Below are 23,519 nucleotides of genomic sequence, written 5' to 3' on the forward strand. Positions count from 1 at the left end.
CCAGCCACTCCGGCTGAGTGGCGGGATCGCGGACGAGCGGCGGGACGGCCGGGGCGTTCGGAGCGGTGGGGTCGGCGGGAGCGGCGGGGTCGGCAGGAGCGGCGGGAGCGGCAGGGTCGGCGGGAGCGGTCGGAGCGACCGCGCGGACCTGACCGGCGGGAACGGGCAGGCAGGCCCGGCGGGCGGGAGCGGCGGGGCGGCTCCCCCCGGCCGGGCAGGCGCCCCCGGCCAGGCCGACGTCCCCGGCCGGACCAGCACCCCCGGCCAGGCCGACGTCCCCGGCCAGCCCGGTCAGCCCGGTCAGCCCGGTCAGCCCGGCCAGCCCGGTCCGGTGGACGGGACCGGTCACGTGGACTCCCCCACCGACCGCCCCGGTGCGGACGACCGGTCCGACCGCCCCGGCGAGGACGACCGGTCCGATCGCACGGGTCGCCCCGGTCTGGACGGTCGGTAGACCGTGGACGTCCTGGTGGTGGGTGGTGGTCCGGCCGGGCGGGCGTTGGCGGGTGCGGCTGCGCGGCGGGGGCTTGAGGTGTCGCTGGTCGACCCGCGTCCCGAGCGGCCGTGGCGGGCCACGTACGCGGCGTGGTCGGACGAGCTGCCCGAGGGGACGCCGGTGGTGACGCGGTCGCGCGCGCGGGCGTTCTCCACGGCCGAGCACGTGCTGGAGCGCGAGTACTCGGTGCTGGACAACGCCCGCCTGTGGGAGCTCCCCCCCGAGGTCGAGGTGCTCCGCGCGCGCGTGATCGCGCGCGCGGAGGGCCGGGTGCGCCTGGCGGACGGCCGGGTGCTGCGGGCTCGGCGGGTCGTGGACGCGACCGGGTCGCGGGGTGGCCGGGCGGCGCAGACCGCGGTGGGCGTGGTGGTGAGCCAGGCCGAGGCTGAGCCGTTCGTCGCCCCCGGCGAGGCGGTGATCATGGACTGGCGCCGTCCACCGTCCGCGACCACGGGCGACCCGACGTTCCTGTACGCGGTGCCGCTGGGCCCGGACCGGGTGCTGCTGGAGGAGACCTCGCTCGCCCGCGCGCCCGGTCTGCCGCTGGCGGAGCTGCGGTTGCGGCTGCGGTCGCGGTTGGACGCGCACGGCGTCCGGATGCCGTCCGCCGAGGAGCGGGTGCGCATCCCGCTGGACGCGCCGAAGGCCGAGGACGGGTTCGGCGCGGGCGGCGGTCTGGTGCACCCGGCGACGGGGTACGGGGTGGCGACCGCGCTGCGGCTGGCGCCGGTGGTGGCGGACGCGCTCGCGGCGGGCGAGGGGCCGGAGGTGCTGTGGACGCAGGAGACGAGAATGGTGCACGCGCTGCGACTGCGCGGTCTCACCGCGTTGCTGTCGCTGGCCCCTCGGGAAATCCCGGAATTCTTTCACCGGTTTTTCCACTTGCCGGTGGAGAACCAGCGGGAGTACCTCTCGCACCGCGATGACCTGCGCGGACTCACCTCCACAATGTTGATCTTGTTCCGGTCCTCCCCCTGGCGGGTGCGCGCCTCGCTGGCGGGTTCGGTGTTCTTCGGCCAAAGCTTGTTGAACAGCGGGTGAACCCCCTCGGCAAACGCCGGGCATAGGGGGAGGATCGGGGGCGTGCCTGCCCTGCTGGACGATGTCCGATTCGCCTTCCAGCCCCTGTTCAACCTGAACACCGGTGGGGTCGTCGCGGTCGAGGCCCTGGCCCGGCCGCACGACGGCACCGCGCTCGACCTGCTCCAGGCGGCGTTCCGCGCCGGGCACCTGGTGGACGCGGACGTCGCGCTCGCCTGCCGCGCGGTCCGGCACGCGGCCGAGCACGAGTTCGGGCTGCCGCTGCACGTCAACCTCATGTCGATGACCGTCGCGGAGCAGCCGGAGAAGCTGGAGCCGCTGCTGCGCGCGCTGCACGAGGTCGGCCGCTCCCCCGACCGCCTGGTGGTGGAGCTGGGCGTGCCGTACACGCGCACCCCGCGCAAGGCGCTGCTGGCCGGCGTGCGGTGGCTGCGGGACGCGGGCGTGCGGGTGGCGCTGGACGGGGTGGGCGACGGCGACGTGCCGCTCGCGCTGCTCACCGACGTGGCCCCGGACCAGCTCAAGCTGGACCGGGGCATCGTCGTCGGCCTCCCCGACGACGGCGGCCGGGCGGCGCTGCTGACCGCGCTGCTGGGCGTGTGCGAGCAGACCGGCTCGGTGCTGGTGGCCGAGGGCGTGGAGACCGAGGCGCAGCTGGCCGCGCTGCGGCGGGCCGGGGTGCGGATGGCGCAGGGCGACCTGCTGGCGCCCGCGCGGCGGCGGCCGGACGTGGCGGCGACGATCCCGTCCGCGCTCGCCGAGACCGCGGACCCGGAGGCGGTGGCGCGCACGACGCCGAACCTGCGGCTGGCCGGGCCGAGCGTGACCGACTTCCTGCACCCGGCGACCACCCTGCCCGAGACGGCGACCGCCGAGGAGGTGCGGGAGGTCCTGGCCGCGCAGCCGTCGGTGACCGGTGTGGTGCTGGTCGACGGGCGGGGCAGGCCGTCGTGGACGCTGGAGCGCAACCGGTTCCTGCTCGCGGTGACCGGGCCGTTCGGGCACGCGCTGCACGCCAACCGGGAGGCGTCGCGGCTCGCGGACCGGCCGAGGGCGGTGGGGGCGCGGTTCAGCGCGCTGGAGCTGCTGGAGGTCGTCACGCACGGGGACCGGGAGCGGGCGAACGACGACCTGGTCGTGGTGGACGAGGACGACAAGTGCCTCGGCGTCGTGCGGGTGGCGGACGTGGTGCGCGGGGTCGCCGAGCTGAAGGTGGAGCAGGCGGCGTCGATGAACCCGCTGACCCGGTTGCCGGGCAGCGAGTCGATCGCGCGCGAGGTGGAGCGGCGGGTGCTGGCGGGCGAGGTGTTCGCCGTGGGCTGGCTGGACGTGGACTCGTTCAAGGGCGTGAACGACCGGGCCGGGTTCGCGGCGGGCGACGACCTGATCCGCGCGGTGGGCAGGCGGCTGGCCGAGGGGGTCGCCGGGCTGTCGACGGTGCGGGTGGGCCACGTGGGCGGGGACGACTTCCTGCTGGTGGCGGGCCTGGACGAGCTGATCGGGTTCGGGGCCGGGGTGCTGGACTCGGAGTTCGGCGTCGACGGGCTGCGGGTGACGCTGTCGCTGGCGACGCTGGTGTGCGCGACCGGGTCGGTGGGCTCGTACCGCGAGGTGTCCCGGCTGCTGGCCCCGCTCAAGCGGCAGGCGAAGTCGCTGAGCGGGTCGAGCTGGGTGCTGGGCAGGCCGGGCACGGACCGGGTGGACGTGCTGCGCGGCGGACCGCACCTCGCGGTCGGCTGAGCCGGGCCGGGTCCCACCCTGCGGGAGAACGCCCGCGAACAACCCTCGGTTGGATTATCGACGTGTTAACGGCGATGGCGTTCCCCCTGATGGTGGGACCGCCACCGGTGTTCGACAGCGGAGGGGTGAATTTCGCTCCGATGCCACTCCCCAACCCCGGCGGTCACTCTTAGCATCAGGGTGACTACCCACCGCACGGGGGAGGTCTTTCTGGTGAGCGAAGTCGACGTCACCGCGCTGCCGATTCCGCGTTCCGGGTCCGGGACAGCGCTGACCATCGGGGTCGAGGAGGAGTTCCTGCTGGTGGACGAGGTCACCGGGGAGCTGGTGCCGCTGGGTCCGCAGGTGCTCTCCGGGCCGCCCGACCGGGGGCTCGATCTCCAGCCCGAGATGACGCAGTACCAGGTGGAGAGCGCGACGGCGGTGTGCCGCACGGCCTCCGAGGTGCGCGAGCAGCTGCTCGCGGCGCGCGCGGCGCTGGCCAGGCGGGCGGCGGCGCACGGGGCGCGCCTGGTCGCGTCGGGCGCGCCGGTGCTGGGCGGCGAGCACCCGCCGCCGCTGACCGACCACCCGCGCTACCGGCGGATCATGGAGCGGTACGGGGCGCTGGTGGACGGGCTGACCATCTGCGGGTGCCACGTGCACGTGGGCATCCCGTCGCCGTCCGAGGGCCTGGTGATCAGCAACCACCTGCGGCGCTGGCTGCCGGTGCTGCTGGCGCTGAGCGCGAACTCGCCGTTCCACGAGGGCAGGGACACCGGGTACGCGAGCTGGCGGCACGTGGTGTGGAACCCGTGGCCGTCGGCGGGCCCGCCGCCGTGGTTCGACTCGGTGGAGGACTACCGGCTGGCCACGCACCTGCTGCGCACGAGCGGGGCGGCGCTGGACGACGGGATGGTCTACTGGGACGTCCGGCTGTCCGCGAACCACCCGACCGTGGAGCTGCGGGTGTGCGACGTGGCGGCGACGGTCGAGGAGGCCGTGGTGCTGGCGGCGCTGGTGCGGGCGATCGCGGCGACCGCGCTGTCCGGCGAGGCGGCGCCTCGGGTGTCGGACCGGCTGCTGCGGGTGGCGCTGTGGCAGGCGGCGCGGCACGGGCCGGAGGGGGCGGCGGTGGACCCGCTGAGCGGGGTGCCGGTGCCGTTCGCCGAGGAGGTCGGCGGGCTGCTGCGGTGGTGCGGGGCGGCGCTGGACGCGGCCGGTGACACCGAGCTCGTGGTCGAGGGCGTGGCCAGGCTGCTGCGGGACGGCGGCGGCGCGGCCAGGCAGCGGAAGGCGTACCGCAGGCGGGGCGAGTTCACCGACGTGGTGGAGCTGCTGACCACCCGGACGTAGGACTCGGGGCGCGGTTCGGCCGAACGGGGCGCATCCTGCGGACGCAGGCTCACCCACCGGGAGGAACGGCCATGACCACCGCGCGAGAGATCATGCACGCGGGCGTGATGTGCGTGCAGGACAACCAGACGCTGGAGGAGGCGGCGGTGATGATGCGGGACATGAAGGTCGGCTCGCTGCCGATCTGCGGGAGCGACGACAAGCTCAAGGGCATCATCACCGACCGGGACATCGTGATCAGCTGCGTCGCGGCGGGCATCTCCCCCGCCGACATGCGGGCCGGTCAGCTCGCGCGGAACCTGCACTGGGTGGACGCGGACACCGACATCACCGACGTGCTGGAGACGATGGAGGTCAACCAGATCCGGCGCATCCCGGTGCTGGAGAACCACCGCCTGGTGGGCATGGTCAGCGAGTCCGACCTGGCCAAGCACCTGGACGACGACCAGCTCGCCGAGTTCATCGAGCGGGTCTACTCCGACTAGCCCGCCGCCCCGGACGCGAGGAGGGCGGCTCCCCGCGTTCGGGGAGCCGCCCTCCGGGCGTTCGAGCGGTGCGCTCGGGTGCGCTCAGACCGTGAAGCCGAGGGCGCGCAGCTGGTCGCGGCCGTCGTCGGTGATCTTCTCCGGGCCCCACGGCGGCATCCACACCCAGTTGATGCGGAAGTCGTCGACGATGCCGCCGCCGACGCCGCCGACCAGCGCGGACCTGGTCTGGTCCTCGATGACGTCGGTCAGCGGGCAGGCCGCCGAGGTGAGCGTCATGTCGATCAGGGCGGTGTTGTTCTCGTCCACCCTGATGTCGTAGACCAGGCCGAGGTCGACCACGTTGATGCCGAGCTCGGGGTCGACCACGTCGCGCATGGCCTCCTCGACGTCGTCCAGCGCCGCGATCCCGGCCTTGGGCGCGGGCGGCTCCGGCATCCCCTCGACGCCGCGGACCACGTCCTGCTCCGATGAAGTCACGACTTCGCTCCCTCGCTGCGGGAAACCGCGTCCTTGAAAGCCATCCAGCCCAGCAGCGCGCACTTCACGCGCGCCGGGTACTTCGCCACACCCGCGAACGCGATGCCGTCCTCCAGCACGTCCTCGTCCGGCTCCACCTGGCCGCGGCCCTGCATCAGCTCGACGAACGCGTCGAGCTTGCCCATGGCCTGCTCGACCGGCTTGCCGACCACCAGGTCGGTGAGCACGGACGTGGCGGCCTGGCTGATCGAGCAGCCCTGGCCGTCGTAGGAGACGTCGGCGACGAGCGGCCCGTCCAGCTTCACCCTGAGCGTGACCTCGTCGCCGCAGGTGGGGTTGATCTGGTGGGACTCGGCGTCGTACGGGTCCCGCAGGCCGCGGCCGTGCGGGTTCTTGTAGTGGTCCAGGATGATCTCCTGGTACATCTGCTGAAGCTGCATCACGCCACCCCGAAGAACTTCTGCGCCTCGCGGACGGCGGACAGCAGCGCGTCCACCTCGCCCTGCGTGTTGTAGAGGTAGAAGCTGGCCCGCACGGTGGCCGCGGCGTTCATCCTGCGGTGCAGCGGCCACGCGCAGTGGTGGCCGACGCGGACCGCGACGCCGAGGCTGTCCAGGACCTGGCCGACGTCGTGCGCGTGCACCCCGTCGACCACGAACGAGACCGCGCCGCCCCGGTCGGCGAGGTCGGTGGGGCCGACCACGCGCACGCCGGGAATGGCCGCCAGGCCGCTGAGGGCGGCGGCGACCAGTTCGTGCTCGTGCGCGGCGACCCGGTCCATGCCGACCGCGTTCAGGTAGTCGACGGCGGCGCCGAGCGCGACGGCCTGCGAGGTCATCGGCACGCCCGCCTCGAACCGCTGCGGCGGCGGGGCGAACGTGGAGCGGGCCATCTCGACCATCTCGATCATGGAGCCGCCGGTGAGGAACGGGGGCAGCGCCTCCAGGAGCGCGCGGCGGCCGTAGAGGACGCCGACGCCCGAGGGACCGAGCATCTTGTGGCCGCTGAAGACGGCGAAGTCCACGCCGAGGGCGCGGAAGTCGACGGGCGCGTGCGGCACGGACTGGCAGGCGTCGAGCACGGTCAGCGCGCCGACCCGCGCCGCCGCGGCGACGAGGGCGGCGACCGGGTTGACCGTGCCGAGCACGTTGGACTGGTGGGTGAACGCGAGCACCTTGGTGCGCTCGTTCACCACCTCGTCCAGGTTCGACAGGTCGAGCCTGCCCTCGTCGGTGACGCCGAGCCAGCGCAGCGTGGCCCCGGTGCGCAGCGCGAGCTGCTGCCACGGCACCAGGTTGGCGTGGTGCTCCATCTCGGTCACGACGATCTCGTCGCCGGGGCCCAGCAGGAAGCGCTCGGCCTCCGGGCCCGCCGTGGCCGCGTTGCCCATGGCGTACGCGACCAGGTTGACGCCCTCGGTCGCGTTCTTGGTGAACACGACCTCGTCGACGCCGACGCCGACGAAGCCCGCGATCCTGCGGCGGGCGTCCTCGTAGGCGTCGGTGGCCTCCTCGGCCAGCTGGTGCGCGCCGCGGTGGACCGCGGCGTTGGCGGTCTCCAGGAACGCCCGCTCGGCGTCCAGGACCTGGCTCGGGCGCTGCGAGGTGGCGCCGGAGTCGAGGTAGACCAGCCGCTTGCCCTCGCGCACGGTGCGGCCCAGGATCGGGAAGTCCGCGCGCACGACTTCGACGTCCAGCGGAGCAGCGGTGGTGGTCACGGCTCCGACGCCTCCTCTCGGTCTGGGGTCTCCCCCGGTGAAGGGGTCTCCCCCGGTGGAACGTCAGGCGATGCTCGCGGCTTCCTGCTTGCCGGTGTACTTCACGTAACCCTCGGACTCGAGCTGGTCGGCCAGCTCGGGGCCGCCGGACTCGACGATCCGGCCGCCCGCGAAGACGTGCACGAAGTCGGGCGAGATGTACTTGAGGATGCGGGTGTAGTGCGTGATCAGCATGACGCCGACCTCGTTGGACGCCTTGTAGCGGTTGACGCCCTCGGACACCACGCGCAGCGCGTCCACGTCGAGGCCCGAGTCGGTCTCGTCCAGGATCGCGATCTTCGGCTGGAGCAGGCCCAGCTGGAGGATCTCGTGGCGCTTCTTCTCGCCGCCGGAGAAGCCCTCGTTGACCGAGCGCTCGGCGAAGGCCGGGTCGATGTCCAGCTCGGACATCGCGCCCTTGACCTCCTTGACCCAGTGGCGCAGGTTCGGGGCCTCGCCGCGCACGGCGGTGGCGGCGCTGCGCAGGAAGTTCGACATCGAGACGCCGGGCACCTCGACCGGGTACTGCATGGCGAGGAACAGGCCCGCGCGGGCGCGCTCGTCGACGCTCATCTCCAGGACGTCCTCGCCGTCCAGGGTGACGGTGCCCGAGGTGATCTGGTACTTCGGGTGGCCCGCGATGGCGTAGGACAGCGTGGACTTGCCGGAGCCGTTGGGGCCCATGATGGCGTGGGTCTCACCGGCGTTGATGGTGAGGTCGACGCCCTTGAGGATCTCCTTGGTCGTCTCGTCGGCGACGACCGAGACGTGCAGGTCCTTGATCTCCAGAGTGGCCATGAGCTGTTCTCAGTTCTCCTGGTGAGGCAGTGCGAAGTCAGTTGGTGGTGGTGGTGACGTCCACGTGGACGTCACCACCGCGCAGTTCCACGGCGAACACGTCGACCGGGTCGGACGCGGGCGGCGAGGAGGGCTTGCCGGTGGCCAGGTCGAAGCACGACCCGTGCAGCCAGCACTCGATGCCCTTGCGGGTCACCTCGCCCTCGCTGAGGGAGATCGCGGCGTGGCTGCACTCGTCGCGCAGCGCGTGCACGGCGTCCCCCTGCCGGACCAGCACGACCGGGACCTGCTCGTCGCCGACCTGGAACGCGACCGGCACGCGGTCGGTCAGGTCGGCGAGCGAGCACACCCGGACGGCGGTCACACGCCCACGGCTTCCAGTTCCGCCTCGATCGCGGCCTCGAGGCGCTCGCGCACCTCGGGGACGCTGATCTTCAGCAGGATCTCGTGGAAGAAGCCCCGGACGACCAGCCTGCGCGCCTGGTCCTCGGGGATGCCCCTGGCCTGGAGGTAGAACAGCTGCTCGTCGTCGAACCGGCCGGTGGCGCTGGCGTGGCCCGCGCCCTCGATCTCACCGGTCTCGATCTCCAGGTTCGGCACCGAGTCGGCGCGGGCGCCGTCGGTGAGGACCAGGTTGCGGTTCAGCTCGTAGGTGTCGGTGCCCTCGGCCGCCGCGCGGATCAGGACGTCGCCGATCCACACGGTGTGCGCGCCCTCGCCCTGCAGCGCGCCCTTGTAGACGACGTTGCTGCGGCAGTTCGGCACCGAGTGGTCGATGAACGGCCGGTGCTCCAGGTGCTGGCCCGCGTCGGCGAAGTACAGGCCGTGCAGCTCGGCGTCGCCGCCCCGGTCCGCGTAGGACACGAGGGGGGTGAGCCGGACCAGGTCGCCGCCGAGGGTGACGGCGGTGTGCCGCACCTTGGCGTCGCGGCCGAGCCGGATGTGGTGCGTGGAGACGTGCACCGCGTCGTCGGCCCAGTCCTGCACGGTGACGACGGTGAGGTCCGCGCCGTCGCCGACGACGATCTCGACGTTGTCGGCGTACGCGCCGGAGCCCCGGTGGTCCAGGACCACGACGGCCTTGGCGAACTTGTCCGCGCGCACCTGCACGTGGCCGTACGCGACCTGGCCCTCGCCCGCGCCGGTGACGGTCACGGTGGTCGGGGCCAGCTCGGTGTCGCCGGGCAGGGTGATCACGGTCGCCTGGGCGAACGCGGACCACGCCTGGGCAGCGACCCGGTCGCCGGGGACGCCCGCGGCGCCGAGGCGCTCGTCGTCGCGACCCACGGTCTCGACCTTGACGGCCTCGGGCGCGTCGACCTCGACGGTGGCCGCGCCGGTGGCCTCGGCCCCGCTGTGCAGGCCGGCCATGCGCTTGAGCGGGGTGAAGCGCCAGATCTCCTCGCGCCCGCCGGGCACCTCGAACGCCGCCACGTCGTAGGACGTGAAGTGGTCGGCGCGCGAGGTGACCAGCGTTCCCGCGCCGTGCGAGTGGGCCGTCAGGCCGTGCTGCTCTTCGGTGGTGACGGCCATGTCAGCCGACGGCCCCTTCCATCTGAAGCTCGATCAGGCGGTTCAACTCCAGCGCGTACTCCATGGGCAGCTCGCGCGCGATGGGCTCGACGAACCCGCGCACGATCATGGCCATGGCCTCGTCCTCGTTGAGGCCGCGCGACATCAGGTAGAACAGCTGGTCCTCGGACACCTTGGAGACGGTGGCCTCGTGGCCCATGGCCACGTCGTCCTCGCGGACGTCCACGTACGGGTAGGTGTCGGAGCGGCTGATCGTGTCGACCAGCAGCGCGTCGCACTTGACCGTGGACTTGGAGTGGTGCGCCCGCTTGTTGACCTGGACCAGGCCGCGGTACGAGGCCCGGCCGCCGCCGCGCGCCACCGACTTCGACACGATGGTCGAGGAGGTGTGCGGGGCCATGTGGACCATCTTCGCGCCGGTGTCCTGGTGCTGGCCCTCGCCGGCGAACGCGATCGAGAGGACCTCGCCCTTGGCGTGCTCGCCCATCAGGTACACGGCCGGGTACTTCATGGTGACCTTGGAGCCGATGTTGCCGTCGACCCACTCCATGGTCGCGCCCGCCTCGGCCTTGGCCCGCTTGGTGACCAGGTTGTAGACGTTGTTCGACCAGTTCTGGATCGTCGTGTAGCGGCAGCGACCGCCCTTCTTCACGACGATCTCCACGACCGCGGAGTGCAGCGAGTCGGAGGAGTAGATCGGGGCGGTGCAGCCCTCGACGTAGTGGACGTAGGCGTCCTCGTCGACGATGATCAGCGTCCGCTCGAACTGGCCCATGTTCTCGGTGTTGATCCGGAAGTAGGCCTGGAGCGGGATGTCCACGTGGACGCCCTTGGGCACGTAGATGAACGAGCCGCCGGACCAGGTCGCGGAGTTCAGCGCGGAGAACTTGTTGTCGCCGGCCGGGATGACCGAGCCGAAGTACTCCTTGAAGAGCTCGGGGTGCTCCTTGAGACCGGTGTCGGTGTCCAGGAAGATGACGCCCTGCTCCTCCAGGTCCTCGCGGATCTGGTGGTAGACGACCTCGGACTCGTACTGGGCGGCGACGCCCGCGACGAGGCGCTGCTTCTCCGCCTCGGGGATGCCGAGCCGGTCGTAGGTGTTCTTGATCTCCTCGGGCAGGTCCTCCCAGGAAGCGGCCTGCTTCTCGGTGGAGCGCACGAAGTACTTGATGTTGTCGAAGTCGATGCCCGACAGGTCGGAGCCCCACGACGGCATGGGCTTGCGGTCGAACAGCCGCAGCGCCTTGAGCCGGTACTCGAGCATCCACTCGGGCTCGTTCTTCTTGCCCGAGATGTCCCGGACGACGTCCTCGTTCAAACCACGACGGGCGCTCGCGCCTGCCACATCCGAGTCGGCCCAGCCGAACTCGTAGTTCCCGATGCTCGCCAGGGTCTCTTCCTGGGTGAGCGGGACCGTGGTGGTTCGCTGCTCGGCAGCGGCAGTCATGCGGGCTCCCCTCCATGTGGGTCGCGGGGTGTGTTCGGGGTGCTGCTCTTCGGGATGTGCGTGGTGCAGACGGCGTCGCCCCTCGCGATGGTGGCGAGCCGCTGCACGTGCGTGCCGAGCAGGTCGGCGAAGGCCGCCGTCTCGGTCTCGCACAGCTGCGGGAACTCCGCGGCGACGTGCGCGACCGGGCACAGGTGCTGGCAGAGCTGCTCGCCCGCCCCGGCGGCGCGCGCCGAGGCAGCGTAGCCCTCCCTGCTCAGCGCGGCGGCCAGGGCCTTGGTCCGCTCGGCGGGCTCGCACTGCTCCACGATGGCCTGGCGGTGCCGGTCGACGAGTGCGTGCACCCGGCGCTCGGCGAAGGCCCGTACCGCCTCCTCCCCGCCCTGTTCGGCGAGGAACCGCAACGCGGCCACGGCGAGGTCGTCGTAGGCGTGCCCGAAGCGGGCGCGCCCCTGCTCGGTGAGCTGGAAGAGCTTGGCGGGCCTGCCGCGACCTCGCTGGCCGCGCCTGGGCGCCTCCCGGCCGGTCGCCTCGCCGTCGGCGACCAGCGCGTCGATGTGCCTGCGCACCGCGGCCTGGCTGATGCCGACCCGCTCCGCCACCGAGGCGGCGGTGATGGGTCCTTGCTCCAGCAGCAGTCGGGCCACGATGTGCCGGGTCCGACCGTCGTGCCCCTGGGGCACGGCGGCTTCGAAGGCCCCGGCGTTTTTCACAACACCAGTGTTGCTTATTTAGGGCGGGGGTGCAAAACCGGGTTCGAGCGGGGGTGAGGGCGGGGTCCTGAGCTGGGGGTTCGCCGGGGTGGGCGGCGTGTCGGGCGGGGGTGCGGAAGTCGAATCGGATTGATTATCCGCCTCGTGCTAGCGTCCCGACCTGAAGCGGATAGTTCATCCGGTCAGGTGGAGGGGACATGGGCGCGAGGCGGGCCGTCGTCACGGCGGGCACCGGGGGCATCGGGCTGGGGACGGCGGTGGGGCTGGCGCGGGCCGGGTTCGCGGTGACCGTCGTGGGGCGGGACGCCGGGCGGGGCGCGGCGGCGGTCGAGCGGATCGACGCTGAGGCTCAGGCTGCGGCGGCGGCTCGGGAGGCGGCGGCGGCTCGGGAGGCGGCGGCGGCTCGGGAGGCGGCGGCGGCTCGGGAGGCGGCGGCGGCTCGGGAGGCGGCGGCGGCTCGGGCGGTCGGGGCGGCGGGTGCCGGTGCGGCGGCCGGGGTGGAGGTTCCCGGTGCGCCCTCGGCGCGGTTCCTGCGGGCCGACCTCACCTCGCTCGCGCGGGTGCGCGAGCTGGCCGGGGTCCTGGTCGACGAGGGGCCGCTCGACGTGCTCGTGAACAACGTCGGCGGGTTCTTCGTGGAGCGGCGGGAGTTCGGCGGGGTCGAGGGGGCGTTCGTGCTCAACCACCTGTCGCCCTACCTGCTCACCGAGCTGCTGCTGCCCGCGCTCGTCGCCGGGGCGCCGAGCCGGGTGGTGAACGTGACGTCGGCGGCGGTCGCGCTGGGCGGGCGGCGGTTCGACGGGGTCGAGCCGGGTGGCGGGTACTACGGGTTCCACCGGTACGGGCGGGCCAAGCTCGCGAACCTCGCCTACTCGCTCGACCTCGCGAAGCGGCTGGACGGGACCGGGGTCGCGGTGCTCGCGGCCGACCCCGGCGGGGCGTCGACCGACCTGAGCGGGCGGACGATGGCCGACCCGCGGATCGTCCACCCGGCGCTGCGGGCGCTGTGGCCGGTGCTGGGGCGGGTGTTCGCGCGGTCCACCTCCGGGTCGGCGGAGGCGGCGGCGCGGTCGACCGTCGTGGCCGCGACCGATCCGGGGCTGGCCGGGCGGACCGGGATCGTCGTCGGGGCCCGCGGTCGGGTGGCGCGGCCCGCGCGGGCGGCGACGCGGCCCGAGGTGGCGGCTGCGGTGCGGGCGCTCAGCGAGCGGCTGGTGTCCGAACCGCGCGACTAGACTGGCCCGCGTGCCGACCACGCCGCTGCGCAAGGACGCCGCCCGGAACTGGGAGCGGATCGTCCGCGTGGCCCGCGAGCTGGTCGACGGCGGGACGCCGGTGCAGCTCAACGACGTCGCCCGCCGCGCCGGGCTCGGGGTCGGCACCGTCTACCGGCACTTCCCCACCGCCGAGGCGCTGGTGGAGGCGGTCGCCGCGCCGGGGCTCGAGGAGCTGGTCGCCGCCGCCGAGCACGCCGCGCGGGACCCGGACCCGTGGCGGGCGTTCGACGTGTTCCTGCGCCGGGTCGTGGAGGTGCAGGTGACCGACGCGGCCGTGCCCGGCGTCGCCTCCTCCCCCACCGACGCGCTGCCGCGCACCACCGAGCTGAAGCTGTCCCTGTGGACGGTGGGCGGCGCGGTGCTCGACCGGGTGCGGGCCGCCGGGCTCGTGCGGGCGGACCTGACCGCCGACGACCTGACGCCGCTGGTGTGCGGCGTCGCGCACGCGGTGGGGCTGGCGGGCGGCGCGCGGGAGCAGCGCGTCGCGACCGCGCACCGGTACCTGGACCTGCTGCTCGGCGGCCTGCGGGCCCCCGTCCCGGCCGCCTGAGCCCACCGGTCCCGGTGGCATAGCAGCAGGTCACGACCCGCCCGAGAAACGCCGGGTCCGCCACGCTTCGCTACCCTGCGCCGGTGGGGACGGGTGGAGAGCGGGTGATCACCGGCGCGGTTCTCGGTGACCGCGACGGGATCGGTGGGGCGGCTCCGCTGGACGCCGTCGAGCGCAGGCAGCTGGACATCGTGCGGCGGTGGGGCACGGTCGGGGCGCTGCTGCTCGCGGCCGGGTCGCTGGGCGCGGGCGCCGCGCCCGTGCTGAGCCCGCTGCCGGGCACGCCGGTGCTGGGCCTGTTCGCCCGGATGCCGAGCGCGACGCTGGCGGTGGCCTGGACCGGCATCTTCATGATCGTCTCGGCGTGGCTGTGGCTGGGCCGGTTCGCCCGCCCCGGCAGGCCGAGGCTGGTCTCGCGCAGCCAGATGGACCGCACGCTGATGATGTGGATCACGCCGCTGGTCTTCGTGCTGCCGATGTTCAGCCGCGACGTCTACAGCTACCTCGCGCAGAGCCAGATCGCCGCCAACGGCCAGGACCCGTACGAGCTGGGACCGGCCACGGCGCTGGGCGTGGACAACGTGCTCACCCAGAACGTGCCCACCATCTGGCGCGAGACCCCCGCCCCGTACGGGCCGCTGTTCCTGGCGCTGGGCCGGGTCATCTCGGCGGTCACCGGGGACCACGTGCTGCCCGGCGTGTTCCTGCACCGGATGCTCGCCCTGGTCGGCCTGGCCATGATCGTGTGGGCGCTGCCGCGCCTGGCGGTGCGGTTCGGCGTGCCGGAGGTGAGCGCGCTGTGGCTGGGCGCGGCGAACCCGCTGGTGCTGTTCCACCTGGTCGTGGGCGTGCACAACGAGGCGCTGGCGATCGGCCTGATGCTGGTGGGCATCGAGGTGGCGCTGCGCCGCCTGCCGGTGCACAACCCCGGCGACCCGCTCACCCGCGACGAGCTGCTGTGGGTGGCGCTCGGCGCGGCCCTGATCACGCTCGGCGCGATGGTGAAGCTCCCGGCCGCGCTGGCGCTGGGCTTCCTCGGCATCATCGTGGCCCGCAGGCGCGGCGGACGGCTGCGGGACCTGCTGTCGGTGGCGGTGTTCATGCTGGTGGTGGCCGTGGTGGTGACCGTGGCGACCTGCTTCGGCACCGGCCTCGGGTTCGGCTGGACCGAGACGCTGAACACGGCGGGCACGGTCAAGAGCTGGATGTCGCCGCCGACCGCGCTGGGCTTCCTCGGCGGCGGGCTGGGGCTGCTGCTGGGCCTGGGCAACCACACCGACTCGACGATCGCGCTCGGCAGGCTGATCGGGCAGGCGGTGTACGTGGTGATCGTCGGCTCGCTGCTGTGGAAGGCGTTCCGGGGCCGGATCAAGGCGGTCAACGGGCTCGGCGCGGGCCTGGGCGCGGTGCTGGTGCTCGGGCCGGTGCTCCAGCCCTGGTACCTGCTGTGGGCGGCGCTGCCGCTGGCGACGGCGGTGCTGGCCAAGCGGTTCCGGCTGGTGGCGACGGCGGGCAGCGCGATCATCGCGGTGGTCCTCCCGCCGACCGGGGCCGCGTTCGACGGGCGCGCGTACGTGCTGCCGCAGGCGGTGCTGGGGGCGGTGCTGGTGTTCGCGGTGTGCCTGTTCGTGGCGCGCAAGCACGTCGGGCCGCTGATCCGGAAGGACCCGCTGCCCGGAGCCGCGTAGCTCGACCGCGCGCCCCGCCGGGCGCCCCGACCGCGCTGAGCGGCAATTCGGTCACGAGGGGTAACCCCTTCTCACCCTCACGAGATGTCCGTGGTGTCCTTCCAGTGTCCGCATGGATCTTGGAAGCCCACCACGGGTGATCGAGGGGGAACGGGCGTGAGCGCTGGCTCGGAGCAGAACGCGCAGTCCGGGGCCGGGGGAATCCCGAAGGAGCAGGTCCGCTTCGCGGTGGTGCTCAACGGCGGGGTGAGCCTGGCCGTGTGGATGGGCGGCTCGGTGCTGGAGGTGGACCGGCTCACCCGCGGCTCGGGCCCCTACCGGCACCTGCTCGGCATGGTCGGCGCGACCGCCCGCGCCGACGTCATCACCGGCACCTCGGCGGGCGGCATCAACGGGGCCGCGCTCGCGCTGTCGCAGGTCAACGAGGCCGCGAAGCTGGAGCGGCTGCGGGACCTGTGGTCCGAGCAGGGCCGCATGGAGCAGCTGCTGCGCACCCCGTTCCAGGGCGCCCCGGTGTCGCTGCTGCGCGGCGACGAGTTCTTCCTGCCCCGGCTGCACGAGGCCCTCGAACGCCTCACCGACGACTACCGGCCGCTGCCCGCGCACGAGCGCCCGGTGGACCTGCGGATCACCACGACCCTGCTCACCGGGGTGCCGTCGGTGACCTACGACGACCTCGGCGAGGCCCTGGTCCAGTCCAGCCACCAGGGCAGCTTCTCGTTCCGGCGTGACCCGTACGGGTGGGCGAGGCCCGCAGGGGAGACCGCGCAGGAGCGCCCGCGCGACGACTTCGCCCCGACCGAGCTGGACCGGCTCATCCCCCGGATGGCGCTGGCCGCGCGCTCGTCGGCGTCGTTCCCGTTCGCGTTCGAGCCCTCGCGGGTGCCGGTCAACGGCGGCGGCCCGGTCGACATGGCGGGCGTGGCCTCGTGGACCGACGGCGACCGCGACCTGTCCCGGTACGCGGTGGACGGCGGCGTGCTGGTCAACACCCCCACCAGGGAGGCGCTGGAGGCGATCGACCGGATGCCCGCCGAGGGCCCGGTGCGGCGGGTGATGCTGCTGGTGTTCCCGCACGCGCCCGGCGCTCCCGAGGGCGCGGCGTCCGCCGAGCTCGGCCCGCCCACGGCGGTCGGCGCCAGTGGGCAGCTGCTGGGCGCGCTGACCAGCCAGAGCGGGCGCACCTACGTGGAGCGCATCGAGGAGCACAACCGGCGGGCCGCGACCCGGCGCGGCGGGCGTGGCGCGCTGCTGTCCCGGCTGCACCGCGAGGGCGCGCCGATCACGCGCAGCCTGTACGAGCTGACCAGGACCCTGCGCGGGCACTACGAGGACGTGCGCATCCGGCTGGCCGCCCGCGACCTGGCCACCCGCGAGCTGGACAAGCCCGGCTCGAACGCGGCGGGCTGGACGTTCGAGCGGGTGCGGGCCGCCGCCGAGGTCGCGCAGCGGACCTGGCTGCGCGAGCACGGCAGCCTGCCGTACGTGCCGGTGCCGCCGCTGCCGGTCGCCGCGCCGGTCACCGGCTGGCCGTGGGGCATCTCGATGGCCGAGCGGCTGGTCACCGCGGCGATGGACCTGCTCAAGCGGCTGGTGTGGGTGGTGCCCGCCGAGGGGCCGGGCCTGGCGGACTGCGCGCGGATCACCGGCGACCGGACCGTGCTGCACCGGGTGCGGGCCGAGCTGCGCAGGCTGCACGAGGAGCTGGACTCGGAGCAGGTGCGGGCGGGCGTGGAGGCGCGGGTGCGGGCCGGGCTGCGGCTGCCCGACGACCGGCCGGTCGAGCTGAACCAGGTGTACTGGCGGGAGCGGCTGCAGAACTTCACCGAGCGGATGGGCGCGGACTCGGAGGAGGAGCTCGGGCAGCGGGTGCGGGCTCAGGTGGCGCTGGTCGCCGAGGTGCTCGGGCACGCGCACGCGATCATCACCGGGCTCAGCCCGGAGCGGCGGTCGATGGTCGGGCTGGAGCCGTGGTGCCTGCTGCTGACCGAGCCGATCACCGGGGGCGAGTCCGAGGTGGGGCTGGTCGGGGACGACGTGTGGCTGTCCCGGCTGCTCGCGCTGGAGGTGGCCACGACGTGCCTGGCCGACGACTCGATCAGCGGGCTCGACCAGGCCGTGGAGCTGGTGCAGGTCAGCCTGCGCACCCGCAACGCGTTCGCCGACTACAGCCGCACCCCCGACGACAAGGCGGGCGGGGCGTCGCTGAGCCGGTTCTCCGGGTTCCTCAAGCGGTCCTGGCGGGTCAACGACTGGATCTGGGGCAGGCTCGACGGGGCGTCGATGCTGTGCCGGGTGCTGTTCGAGCCGACCAGGCTGCGGCGGGTCGACAAGCTCGCGGGCGGGCTGCCCGGTGACGCCGCGCAGCGCGCCGAGGCGGTGGTGGCGGACCTGGTGGCGGAGCTGTTCGGCAGCGCCCTGCCGGAGGAGCTGCGGGCGGCGCGGGAGGCGGCGGTGGCCGAGCTGACCGGGGTGTACGCCTCCGGCGAGTCCGACCTGCCGCCCACCTGCGCGGCGCTCGCGGACCTGGCCGCGTGGGGGCTGCACGCGCGGATCATCTGCGAGGAGCTGCCCGCGCTGCGGCAGGCGATCCTGGCCGACCGGGCGGACGGGGCGGACCGGCGCTCGCGCGGCGAGCTGTTCCTGGAGGAGCACGCCGGGCTGCTGGCCAGGCTCGCCACGCCGCCGATCACCACCGAGGAGACGGCGGCGCTGGGCGTGCTGGCGCTGCGCGCGTTCGACCGGGCGGGCATCGGCCGCGAGCCGATCAGCCAGGAGGCGGGCAGCGACCAGGTGATCCGCACGGCGGCGACGGCGGCGGCGGTCGCGGTGACCGTGGCCGACAGCGACCGCTCGGGGCTGGGGCCGGTGAAGCCGCTGACCAGGGCGCTGCGCGGGGCGGCGCTGCTGCCCTACTGGATGATCAACGGTCTGACCAGGGGCGGGAACCTGTCGAGGTTCCTGGGGCTGGTCGGGCTGGCGCTGGGCGGGGCGCTGCTGGTGCTGTCGCTGTTCGGCCTGCTTCCCGGCTGGGCGGTGGCCCCGGCGGCGGCGCTGGGGGCGGCGACGCTGCTGGCCGCGTTCGGGTACGCCGCGCTGCGGTCCGGGACGCTGCTGCACGGGCTGGTGCTGCTGTCGCCGGTGCTGCCGCTCGCGTCGGTGGCGGTGCTGCGGTCGCGGGTGGCGCTGGGGAGCGGCACGAACCCGCAGGAGGCCACCACCGGGGTCGTCGCGATCGCCGGGGTGGGGCTGGTCGTGGCGTGCCTGCTGGCGCTGGGCAGCCTGCCGTCGCCGGTGGGCACGCCGCTGGCGGTGCTCAAGCGGGTGCGGGTGCCGAAGCGGCTGGTGGGGGTGCTCGCGGCGGCCTCGCTGCTGTGGCTGGGCGTGCGGGAGGTCGTGGCGCGCAGGCTGTACGAGGTGGACTGGCGGGTCGCGGCGCTGGCGTCGCTGGTGGCGGTGGCGATCGGGTTCGGGGCGTCGTTCGCGCTGGGGCGGTCGATGCAGCGGTGGCGGCGGGCCGAGGACGTGGGAGCGGTGGACGCGGCGGGCTCCGGGTCACCGGGGGTTGGGGCCGTCGGGGTGGGGGCCGTCGGGGTGGGGGCCGTCGGGGTTGGAGCGCGGGACGCGGGGGCCGCCGGGGCCGGGCCGTCCGACGCGGGGACGCCGTGGGTGACCGAGCACGCCGAGCCGCCCTCGGCGGCGACCGCCGGGTGGGCCGGGGTGTACGGCACCGGCTACCTGGCGCTGGTGGTGCTGATGCGGGCGCTGGACCTGCGGTTCACCGGCTGGGAGGCGGTGCTGTGCACCGGGGCCGGGTTCGGGGCGGTGCTGCTGCTGGTCACCACCTGGTGGGTGCCGCTGCGCGGCAGGGCCCGCATCCTCGCCGACATCGAGGACCAGTCCGTGCTCGCCGGGGTGCCCGACGAGGCGGCGTTCCTGCGCAGGCTGGAGGGGCACGGCGGGCTGTTCCGGTTCCTGGTGGGGGTGCGGGACGGCCACCCGGTGCTCAGGCCCGCCGGGAAGCGGGCCGCGCGCCGGGTGGCCGACCGGGTCTCCCGCGCTCAGGCGGCGAGCGCGGCGGGCGCGGCTGCCGTGGCCGAGCCCATCGCCTCGGCGTAGAGGCCCTCGAACGTGGCCAGGGTGGAGTCGATGGCGTGCGCGGCGATCAGCTCGCCGCTCGCCGCGCCCATCCTGGCCCGCAGCGCCGGGTCGGCGGCCAGCGCGTGCAGCCTGGTCGCCAGCTCGGCGACGTCGCCGGGCTGGAACAGCCAGCCGTTGCGGCCGGGGCGGCACAGGTGCGGCAGCGCCATCGCGTCGGCGGCCACGACCGGCTTGCCCGCCGCCATGGCCTCCATCGTCGCCAGGCTCTGCAGCTCGGCCACGCCGGGCATGCAGAAGACGTCGGCGCCCGCGTAGGCCTGGAGCAGCTCCTCCTCGTCCACGAAGCCCCGGAACCGCACCCGGTCGGCGATGCCGAGCTTGTCGGCGAGCTTCTCCCACTCCGCGCGGCACGAGCCGTCGCCGACCAGGTCGACCTTCACCAGCGGCACGAGCGCGGCGGCGCGCAGCAGCTCGTCGACCCGCTTCTCCTCGTCGAGCCTGCCCACGAACAGCACGGTCGGCCGGTCGTTGGCGGGCGCCGGGTGGCGGCGGTAGCGGTCGACGTCGATGCCGCAGGACACCGGCACCGCGCGGCGCGGGAACCCGTTGTCGTGCAGCAGGGACACCGCGCGGGGCGTGGGGGCGGTGACCACGTCGGCGACGTCGAAGACGCCGCGCAGGTCGCGCCAGGCCCAGCGGGAGGCGATGCCCTGGAGCCAGCCGGGGACGTGGGCGTGGCCGAACAGGTTCTCCGGCATGAAGTGGTTGGTCGCGGCGGTCGGGATGCCGCGCCCGGCGGCCAGGCGCAGGGCGTAGCGGCCGACGACGAAGTGCGCCTGCACGTGGACGACGTCCGGGCGGACCGCGTCGAGCACGCCCGCGACGTCCTTCGACACCTGCCAGGGCACGCCGATCCGGAACGTGCGGTGGAACGGGGTGCGGTGCGAGCGCAGGCGGTGCACGGTGATGCCGTCCACCCGCTCGGTTCCGGGCCTGCCGCTGGGGTCCAGGCAGACGACGTGCACGTCGTGCCCGCGACCGGCGAGCCCGACCGCGAGGCGGTGCGCGAAGCGCGCGGCGCCGTTGACGTCCGGGGGGAAGGTCTCGGCGGCGATGAGGATGCGCAGGGCGCGGCCGTCGTTCACGTCGTTCTCCGTTCCGAGGTGGTCGATTCGCTCCACCAGGGGACCGGGTCCCCCGGTGGTGGTGCCCCTCCGCGCGGGACGGCCCTCGCGGGCAGCCGCGCCCCGGTCCGCTGACCGTTCGCGCGCGGGGGTGAGGAGCGGCTGGACGCCGCGGTGCTCCGGGGTGGTGGGGCGGGGGCCCGCGGGGTGGGCTCCGCCGTGGTCGGGACTGCGGTGCCCTGGGGTGGCGCGGCGAGGGCCCGCGGGGTGGGCTCCGCCGTGGTCGGGACTGCGGTGCTCCGGGGTGGCGCGGCGAGGGCCCGCGGGGTGGGCTCCGCCGTGATCAGGGGTGTCGGGGGCGGAGGCGTCGGGGGCTGCCCGCCGGGTGGCGGCGCGGTCGGAGTCGTCGTGCCGGTCGCGCCCGGCCTCCGGGTCGTGCTCGGCGCGGGCCAGCGCGACCACGCCGGCGACCGCGACCCCGGCGACGGCGAGCTGGCCCAGTGCGACCGGGACGCCGGTGGCGGCGGCCTCGCCGAGCAGGAACGCGCCCAGGCCCACCGCGACCAGCGGGTCCACGGCGGTCAGGCAGGCCACGACCAGGTGCGACGAGCCGCCCGCGTGGGCGTGCTGGATGAACCAGCCGCCGACCAGCAGCGCGACCACGATGGCCACCACCGTGAGCGCCGACGACAGGTCGAGCGCGCCGGTCTGGAAGTCCTGGGACACCGCGCGCATCAGCAGGGACACGCAGCCGTAGGCGACGCCGCCCGCCGAGCCGAACGCCAGGGAGCGCAGCGCGGGCCGGGTGGCGATCACCCCGGCCAGCCCGGCCGCCGCCAGCAGCGCCAGGCACACCAGCACGGCCTGCAGCTCCGCCTCGGGCCGCACCTCGGTCGGGGTGGCGCTGCCCGCCGCGAGCAGCACGAACGCGCCGACGCCGAGCGTGGTCACCAGCACGGCGGGCAGCCGGGCCCAGCGCCGGTCGAGCACGGCGGTCACGCCGATCGCCAGCACGCCCACGGGCTGCACCACGCTCAGCGGGGCCATGCCCAGCGCCACCGCGTGCACGCCCGCGCCCACGACCATCAGCACCAGCCCGACGAGCCAGCGCGGCCTGCCCGGCAGCGCGGCCACCCGCAGCGGCCCCTCCACCGCCCGCACAGCCTCGTGCTGCAGGCGCGCGGCCAGCGCGAAGAAGACCGCCCCGACCACCGCCAGTCCCACCGCGATCCACGTCACGACGTCCCCTCCCGATCGGAGAGCGCAGCCGCCAGCGTGAACAGCAGCGCGTAGAGCACGACGAACAGGACGCGTTCGAACAAGCCCAGCAGGACCATCCCGCCGCCCGCGCCCAACACCGCCGTGTGGCTCAACATGAATGCGCCGGAAGCGAATCCGGCGAGTATCGAGAGACGGCGCAGCGGAGGGCTCGGCAGGAATGCGCGGGAAACGAGCCAACCGGCGATCGGGAGGCTCGCGAACATCACCGCGCCCGCGTACCTGTGCACCAGTCCGGTCATCGAGGTCGGGGCTCCGAGCGGGTCGGTCGGGAAGACCGCCACGACGGCCAGCCCCGCCGCCCACAGGCCGATGAGCACCGCCACCGGCCCTCGCCTCGGCAAACCCGAGCGCACCATGCCCACCAGCAACGCGATCGACCCCACCGCCAGCGCGAGTGCGGTGAAACCCAGCAGCCAGGTCCCACCGGAAACGGAGACGTAATCGCTGATCGTGTTCTGGACAGGGCTGATCGTACCGCCGGACGAGAGGTGCAGGTAAACTACGGGAAAAGGCGAGACGACCAGTGCGGCAACAGCCAGCGCCCTCGGCGCCGCAACTATTTCCACCCGGTTCGCGTCCACAGGGAGATAATGGCGGAATGATCCATCCGGGGATATCGGGAAGTCCCCCCATGCGACCCTGGAGCTTCCTGGAGAACCCTGGTGGGGCCAGCCCCACCCCCATTGGCCTACGCTGCCCTTCGTGAGCCCGAAACCCCATCGCCCTGCCGTGGAAGTGTCGGGGCTGGTGAAGCGGTACGGCGCCAAGACCGCGGTGAACGGCCTCGACCTCGTCCTGGAGCAGGGCAGCGTGCTGGCGCTGCTCGGCCCGAACGGCGCGGGCAAGACGACCACCGTCGAGGTGTGCGAGGGCTTCCGCGCCGCCGACGCGGGTCAGGTGCGCGTGCTCGGACTGGACCCGTGGCGCGACGGCGACCGGCTGCGGCCCCGCGTGGGCGTGATGCCCCAGGGCGGCGGCGGGTACCCCGGGATCCGCGCGGACGAGATGCTGCGGCTGGTGGCCGCGTGCGCCGCGAACCCGCTGGACCCGGCCTGGCTGCTGGAGGTCCTCGGGCTCGACGGCGTCGGCCGCACCACGTACAAGCGGCTGTCCGGTGGGCAGCAGCAGCGCCTGTCGCTGGCGTGCGCGCTCGTCGGCAGGCCGGAGCTGGTGTTCCTGGACGAGCCGACGGCGGGCATGGACCCGCAGGCGCGCAGGCTCGTGTGGGACCTCGTCGCGGCCCTCAGGGCCGACGGGGTGAGCGTGCTGCTGACCACGCACCTGATGGACGAGGCCGAGGCGCTGGCCGACCACGTGGTGATCGTGGACAGCGGGCAGGTGGTCGCGCAGGGCAGCCCGAGCGAGCTGACCGCGCACAGCGCCGACGAGCAGCAGCTGCGCTTCCGCGCGAAGCCGGGCCTGGACACCTCGCTGCTGATCGCCGCCCTCCCCGAGGGCATGGGGGTGCGCGAGACCGTCCGGGGCGCGTACCTGGTCGAGGGCAAGGTCGACCCGCAGGTGGTGTCGACCGTGACGTCGTGGTGCGCCCAGCAGGGCGTGCTCGCCGAGGAGCTGACGGTGGCCAAGCGCAGCCTCGAGGACGTGTTCCTGGAGCTGACCGGCAGGGAGCTGCGGTCGTGAGGTTCGAGCCGGGCACCTTCGCGCCCGCACCGG

General features: G+C 74.1%; 20 protein-coding genes (1 of these 20 only partly in view). 10 read left to right on the top strand and 10 right to left on the bottom strand.

From position 1 onward, the window contains the following. The 5 genes from AMIR_RS42900 to AMIR_RS25520 form a co-directional block, all read left to right on the top strand. A protein-coding gene (locus AMIR_RS42900) for an MASE1 domain-containing protein (RefSeq protein ID WP_280956245.1) crosses the window boundary here: on the top strand, positions 1–454 show its 3' portion. Its footprint begins 953 nt before the window's first position; the window shows 454 of its 1,407 coding nt (coding positions 954–1,407); the start codon falls outside the window, past its left edge; it ends in the stop codon at positions 452–454. Between the two features lie 3 nt (positions 455–457). Further along, positions 458–1,537, top strand: coding sequence for a lycopene cyclase family protein (locus AMIR_RS25505; RefSeq protein ID WP_015803851.1), 1,080 nt, complete (start codon positions 458–460; stop codon positions 1,535–1,537). Between the two features lie 42 nt (positions 1,538–1,579). Beyond that, entirely contained in the window at positions 1,580–3,277 is a 1,698-nt protein-coding gene (locus AMIR_RS25510; RefSeq protein ID WP_015803852.1) for a GGDEF domain-containing protein, read from the top strand. A 213-nt stretch (positions 3,278–3,490) separates the two neighbouring features. Further along, positions 3,491–4,612: a carboxylate-amine ligase gene (locus tag AMIR_RS25515; protein WP_015803853.1), complete on the top strand. Its 1,122-nt coding sequence runs from the start codon at positions 3,491–3,493 to the stop codon at positions 4,610–4,612. Positions 4,613–4,683: 71 nt separating this feature from the next. Continuing rightward, positions 4,684–5,097, top strand: a complete 414-nt coding sequence (locus tag AMIR_RS25520; RefSeq protein ID WP_015803854.1) for a CBS domain-containing protein — start codon at positions 4,684–4,686, stop codon at positions 5,095–5,097. Positions 5,098–5,181: 84 nt separating this feature from the next. Here the strand turns inward: AMIR_RS25520 and AMIR_RS25525 are convergent, their stop codons facing one another. The 8 genes from AMIR_RS25525 to AMIR_RS25560 form a co-directional block, all read right to left on the bottom strand. Beyond that, on the bottom strand, positions 5,182–5,535 hold the full coding sequence (locus tag AMIR_RS25525) for a metal-sulfur cluster assembly factor (protein ID WP_049797186.1): 354 nt from the start codon (positions 5,533–5,535) through the stop codon (positions 5,182–5,184). Positions 5,536–5,573: 38 nt separating this feature from the next. Beyond that, positions 5,574–6,017, bottom strand: a complete 444-nt coding sequence (gene sufU, locus AMIR_RS25530; RefSeq protein WP_015803856.1) for a Fe-S cluster assembly sulfur transfer protein SufU — start codon at positions 6,015–6,017, stop codon at positions 5,574–5,576. After that, positions 6,017–7,294, bottom strand: coding sequence for a cysteine desulfurase (locus AMIR_RS25535; protein ID WP_015803857.1), 1,278 nt, complete (start codon positions 7,292–7,294; stop codon positions 6,017–6,019). The genes sufU and AMIR_RS25535 overlap by 1 nt, the downstream gene beginning before the upstream one ends. 63 nt (positions 7,295–7,357) lie before the next feature. Beyond that, positions 7,358–8,131, bottom strand: a complete 774-nt coding sequence (gene sufC / locus AMIR_RS25540; protein WP_015803858.1) for a Fe-S cluster assembly ATPase SufC — start codon at positions 8,129–8,131, stop codon at positions 7,358–7,360. 37 nt (positions 8,132–8,168) lie between these two features. Further along, on the bottom strand, positions 8,169–8,495 hold the full coding sequence (locus AMIR_RS25545; RefSeq protein WP_015803859.1) for a Rieske (2Fe-2S) protein: 327 nt from the start codon (positions 8,493–8,495) through the stop codon (positions 8,169–8,171). Next, the gene (sufD, locus tag AMIR_RS25550; protein WP_015803860.1) at positions 8,492–9,664 is read right to left on the bottom strand and encodes a Fe-S cluster assembly protein SufD; all 1,173 of its coding nucleotides are present in this window, start codon (positions 9,662–9,664) and stop codon (positions 8,492–8,494) included. The genes AMIR_RS25545 and sufD overlap by 4 nt, the downstream gene beginning before the upstream one ends. A 1-nt stretch (position 9,665) precedes the next feature. Further along, complete coding sequence (gene sufB, locus AMIR_RS25555) at positions 9,666–11,111, bottom strand: Fe-S cluster assembly protein SufB (RefSeq protein WP_015803861.1); 1,446 nt, start codon at positions 11,109–11,111, stop codon at positions 9,666–9,668. After that, a complete protein-coding gene (locus tag AMIR_RS25560) occupies positions 11,108–11,824 on the bottom strand; it encodes a helix-turn-helix transcriptional regulator (RefSeq protein WP_015803862.1) in 717 nt (238 codons plus the stop codon). Before AMIR_RS25560 ends, sufB begins: the two co-directional genes overlap by 4 nt. Before the next feature lie 197 nt (positions 11,825–12,021). On the opposite strand from AMIR_RS25560, the gene AMIR_RS25565 reads away from it, so the two are divergent. From AMIR_RS25565 to AMIR_RS25580, 4 genes are all read left to right on the top strand, one after another. After that, positions 12,022–13,059 carry an SDR family NAD(P)-dependent oxidoreductase gene (locus AMIR_RS25565; protein WP_015803863.1) on the top strand — a complete coding sequence of 346 codons (1,038 nt, stop codon included), beginning with the start codon at positions 12,022–12,024 and terminating at the stop codon, positions 13,057–13,059. A 10-nt stretch (positions 13,060–13,069) separates the two neighbouring features. Next, positions 13,070–13,651, top strand: a complete 582-nt coding sequence (locus AMIR_RS25570) for a TetR/AcrR family transcriptional regulator (protein WP_015803864.1) — start codon at positions 13,070–13,072, stop codon at positions 13,649–13,651. Positions 13,652–13,734: 83 nt separating this feature from the next. Then, positions 13,735–15,339: a polyprenol phosphomannose-dependent alpha 1,6 mannosyltransferase MptB gene (gene mptB, locus AMIR_RS25575; RefSeq protein WP_245554547.1), complete on the top strand. Its 1,605-nt coding sequence runs from the start codon at positions 13,735–13,737 to the stop codon at positions 15,337–15,339. 156 nt (positions 15,340–15,495) lie between these two features. Continuing rightward, positions 15,496–19,458 carry a patatin-like protein gene (locus AMIR_RS25580; RefSeq protein ID WP_015803866.1) on the top strand — a complete coding sequence of 1,321 codons (3,963 nt, stop codon included), beginning with the start codon at positions 15,496–15,498 and terminating at the stop codon, positions 19,456–19,458. On the opposite strand, the gene AMIR_RS39590 is transcribed toward AMIR_RS25580, so the two are convergent. Beyond that, positions 19,401–21,803, bottom strand: a complete 2,403-nt coding sequence (locus tag AMIR_RS39590; protein ID WP_015803867.1) for a glycosyltransferase — start codon at positions 21,801–21,803, stop codon at positions 19,401–19,403. The genes AMIR_RS25580 and AMIR_RS39590 overlap by 58 nt on opposite strands. After that, positions 21,800–22,426 carry a DUF998 domain-containing protein gene (locus tag AMIR_RS25590; RefSeq protein WP_143760891.1) on the bottom strand — a complete coding sequence of 209 codons (627 nt, stop codon included), beginning with the start codon at positions 22,424–22,426 and terminating at the stop codon, positions 21,800–21,802. The genes AMIR_RS39590 and AMIR_RS25590 overlap by 4 nt, the downstream gene beginning before the upstream one ends. Positions 22,427–22,574: 148 nt before the next feature. Between AMIR_RS25590 and AMIR_RS25595 the strand changes: the two genes are divergently transcribed. Next, positions 22,575–23,486 carry an ABC transporter ATP-binding protein gene (locus AMIR_RS25595; RefSeq protein ID WP_041837017.1) on the top strand — a complete coding sequence of 304 codons (912 nt, stop codon included), beginning with the start codon at positions 22,575–22,577 and terminating at the stop codon, positions 23,484–23,486. Positions 23,487–23,519: the final 33 nt, after the last annotated feature.

The organism is Actinosynnema mirum DSM 43827 (assembly GCF_000023245.1).
GTDB lineage: Bacteria > Actinomycetota > Actinomycetes > Mycobacteriales > Pseudonocardiaceae > Actinosynnema > Actinosynnema mirum.

What these genes read in the sequence shown, in the direction of transcription:
- AMIR_RS25520 (WP_015803854.1), top strand. Translation starts at nt 4,684, where the DNA reads ATGACCACCGCGCGAGAGATCATGCACGCGGGCGTGATGTGCGTGCAG.
- AMIR_RS25525 (WP_049797186.1), bottom strand. Translation starts at nt 5,535, where the DNA reads ATGCCGGAGCCGCCCGCGCCCAAGGCCGGGATCGCGGCGCTGGACGAC.
- sufU (WP_015803856.1), bottom strand. Translation starts at nt 6,017, where the DNA reads ATGCAGCTTCAGCAGATGTACCAGGAGATCATCCTGGACCACTACAAG.
- sufC (WP_015803858.1), bottom strand. Translation starts at nt 8,131, where the DNA reads ATGGCCACTCTGGAGATCAAGGACCTGCACGTCTCGGTCGTCGCCGAC.
- sufD (WP_015803860.1), bottom strand. Translation starts at nt 9,664, where the DNA reads ATGGCCGTCACCACCGAAGAGCAGCACGGCCTGACGGCCCACTCGCAC.
- sufB (WP_015803861.1), bottom strand. Translation starts at nt 11,111, where the DNA reads ATGACTGCCGCTGCCGAGCAGCGAACCACCACGGTCCCGCTCACCCAG.
- AMIR_RS25565 (WP_015803863.1), top strand. Translation starts at nt 12,022, where the DNA reads ATGGGCGCGAGGCGGGCCGTCGTCACGGCGGGCACCGGGGGCATCGGG.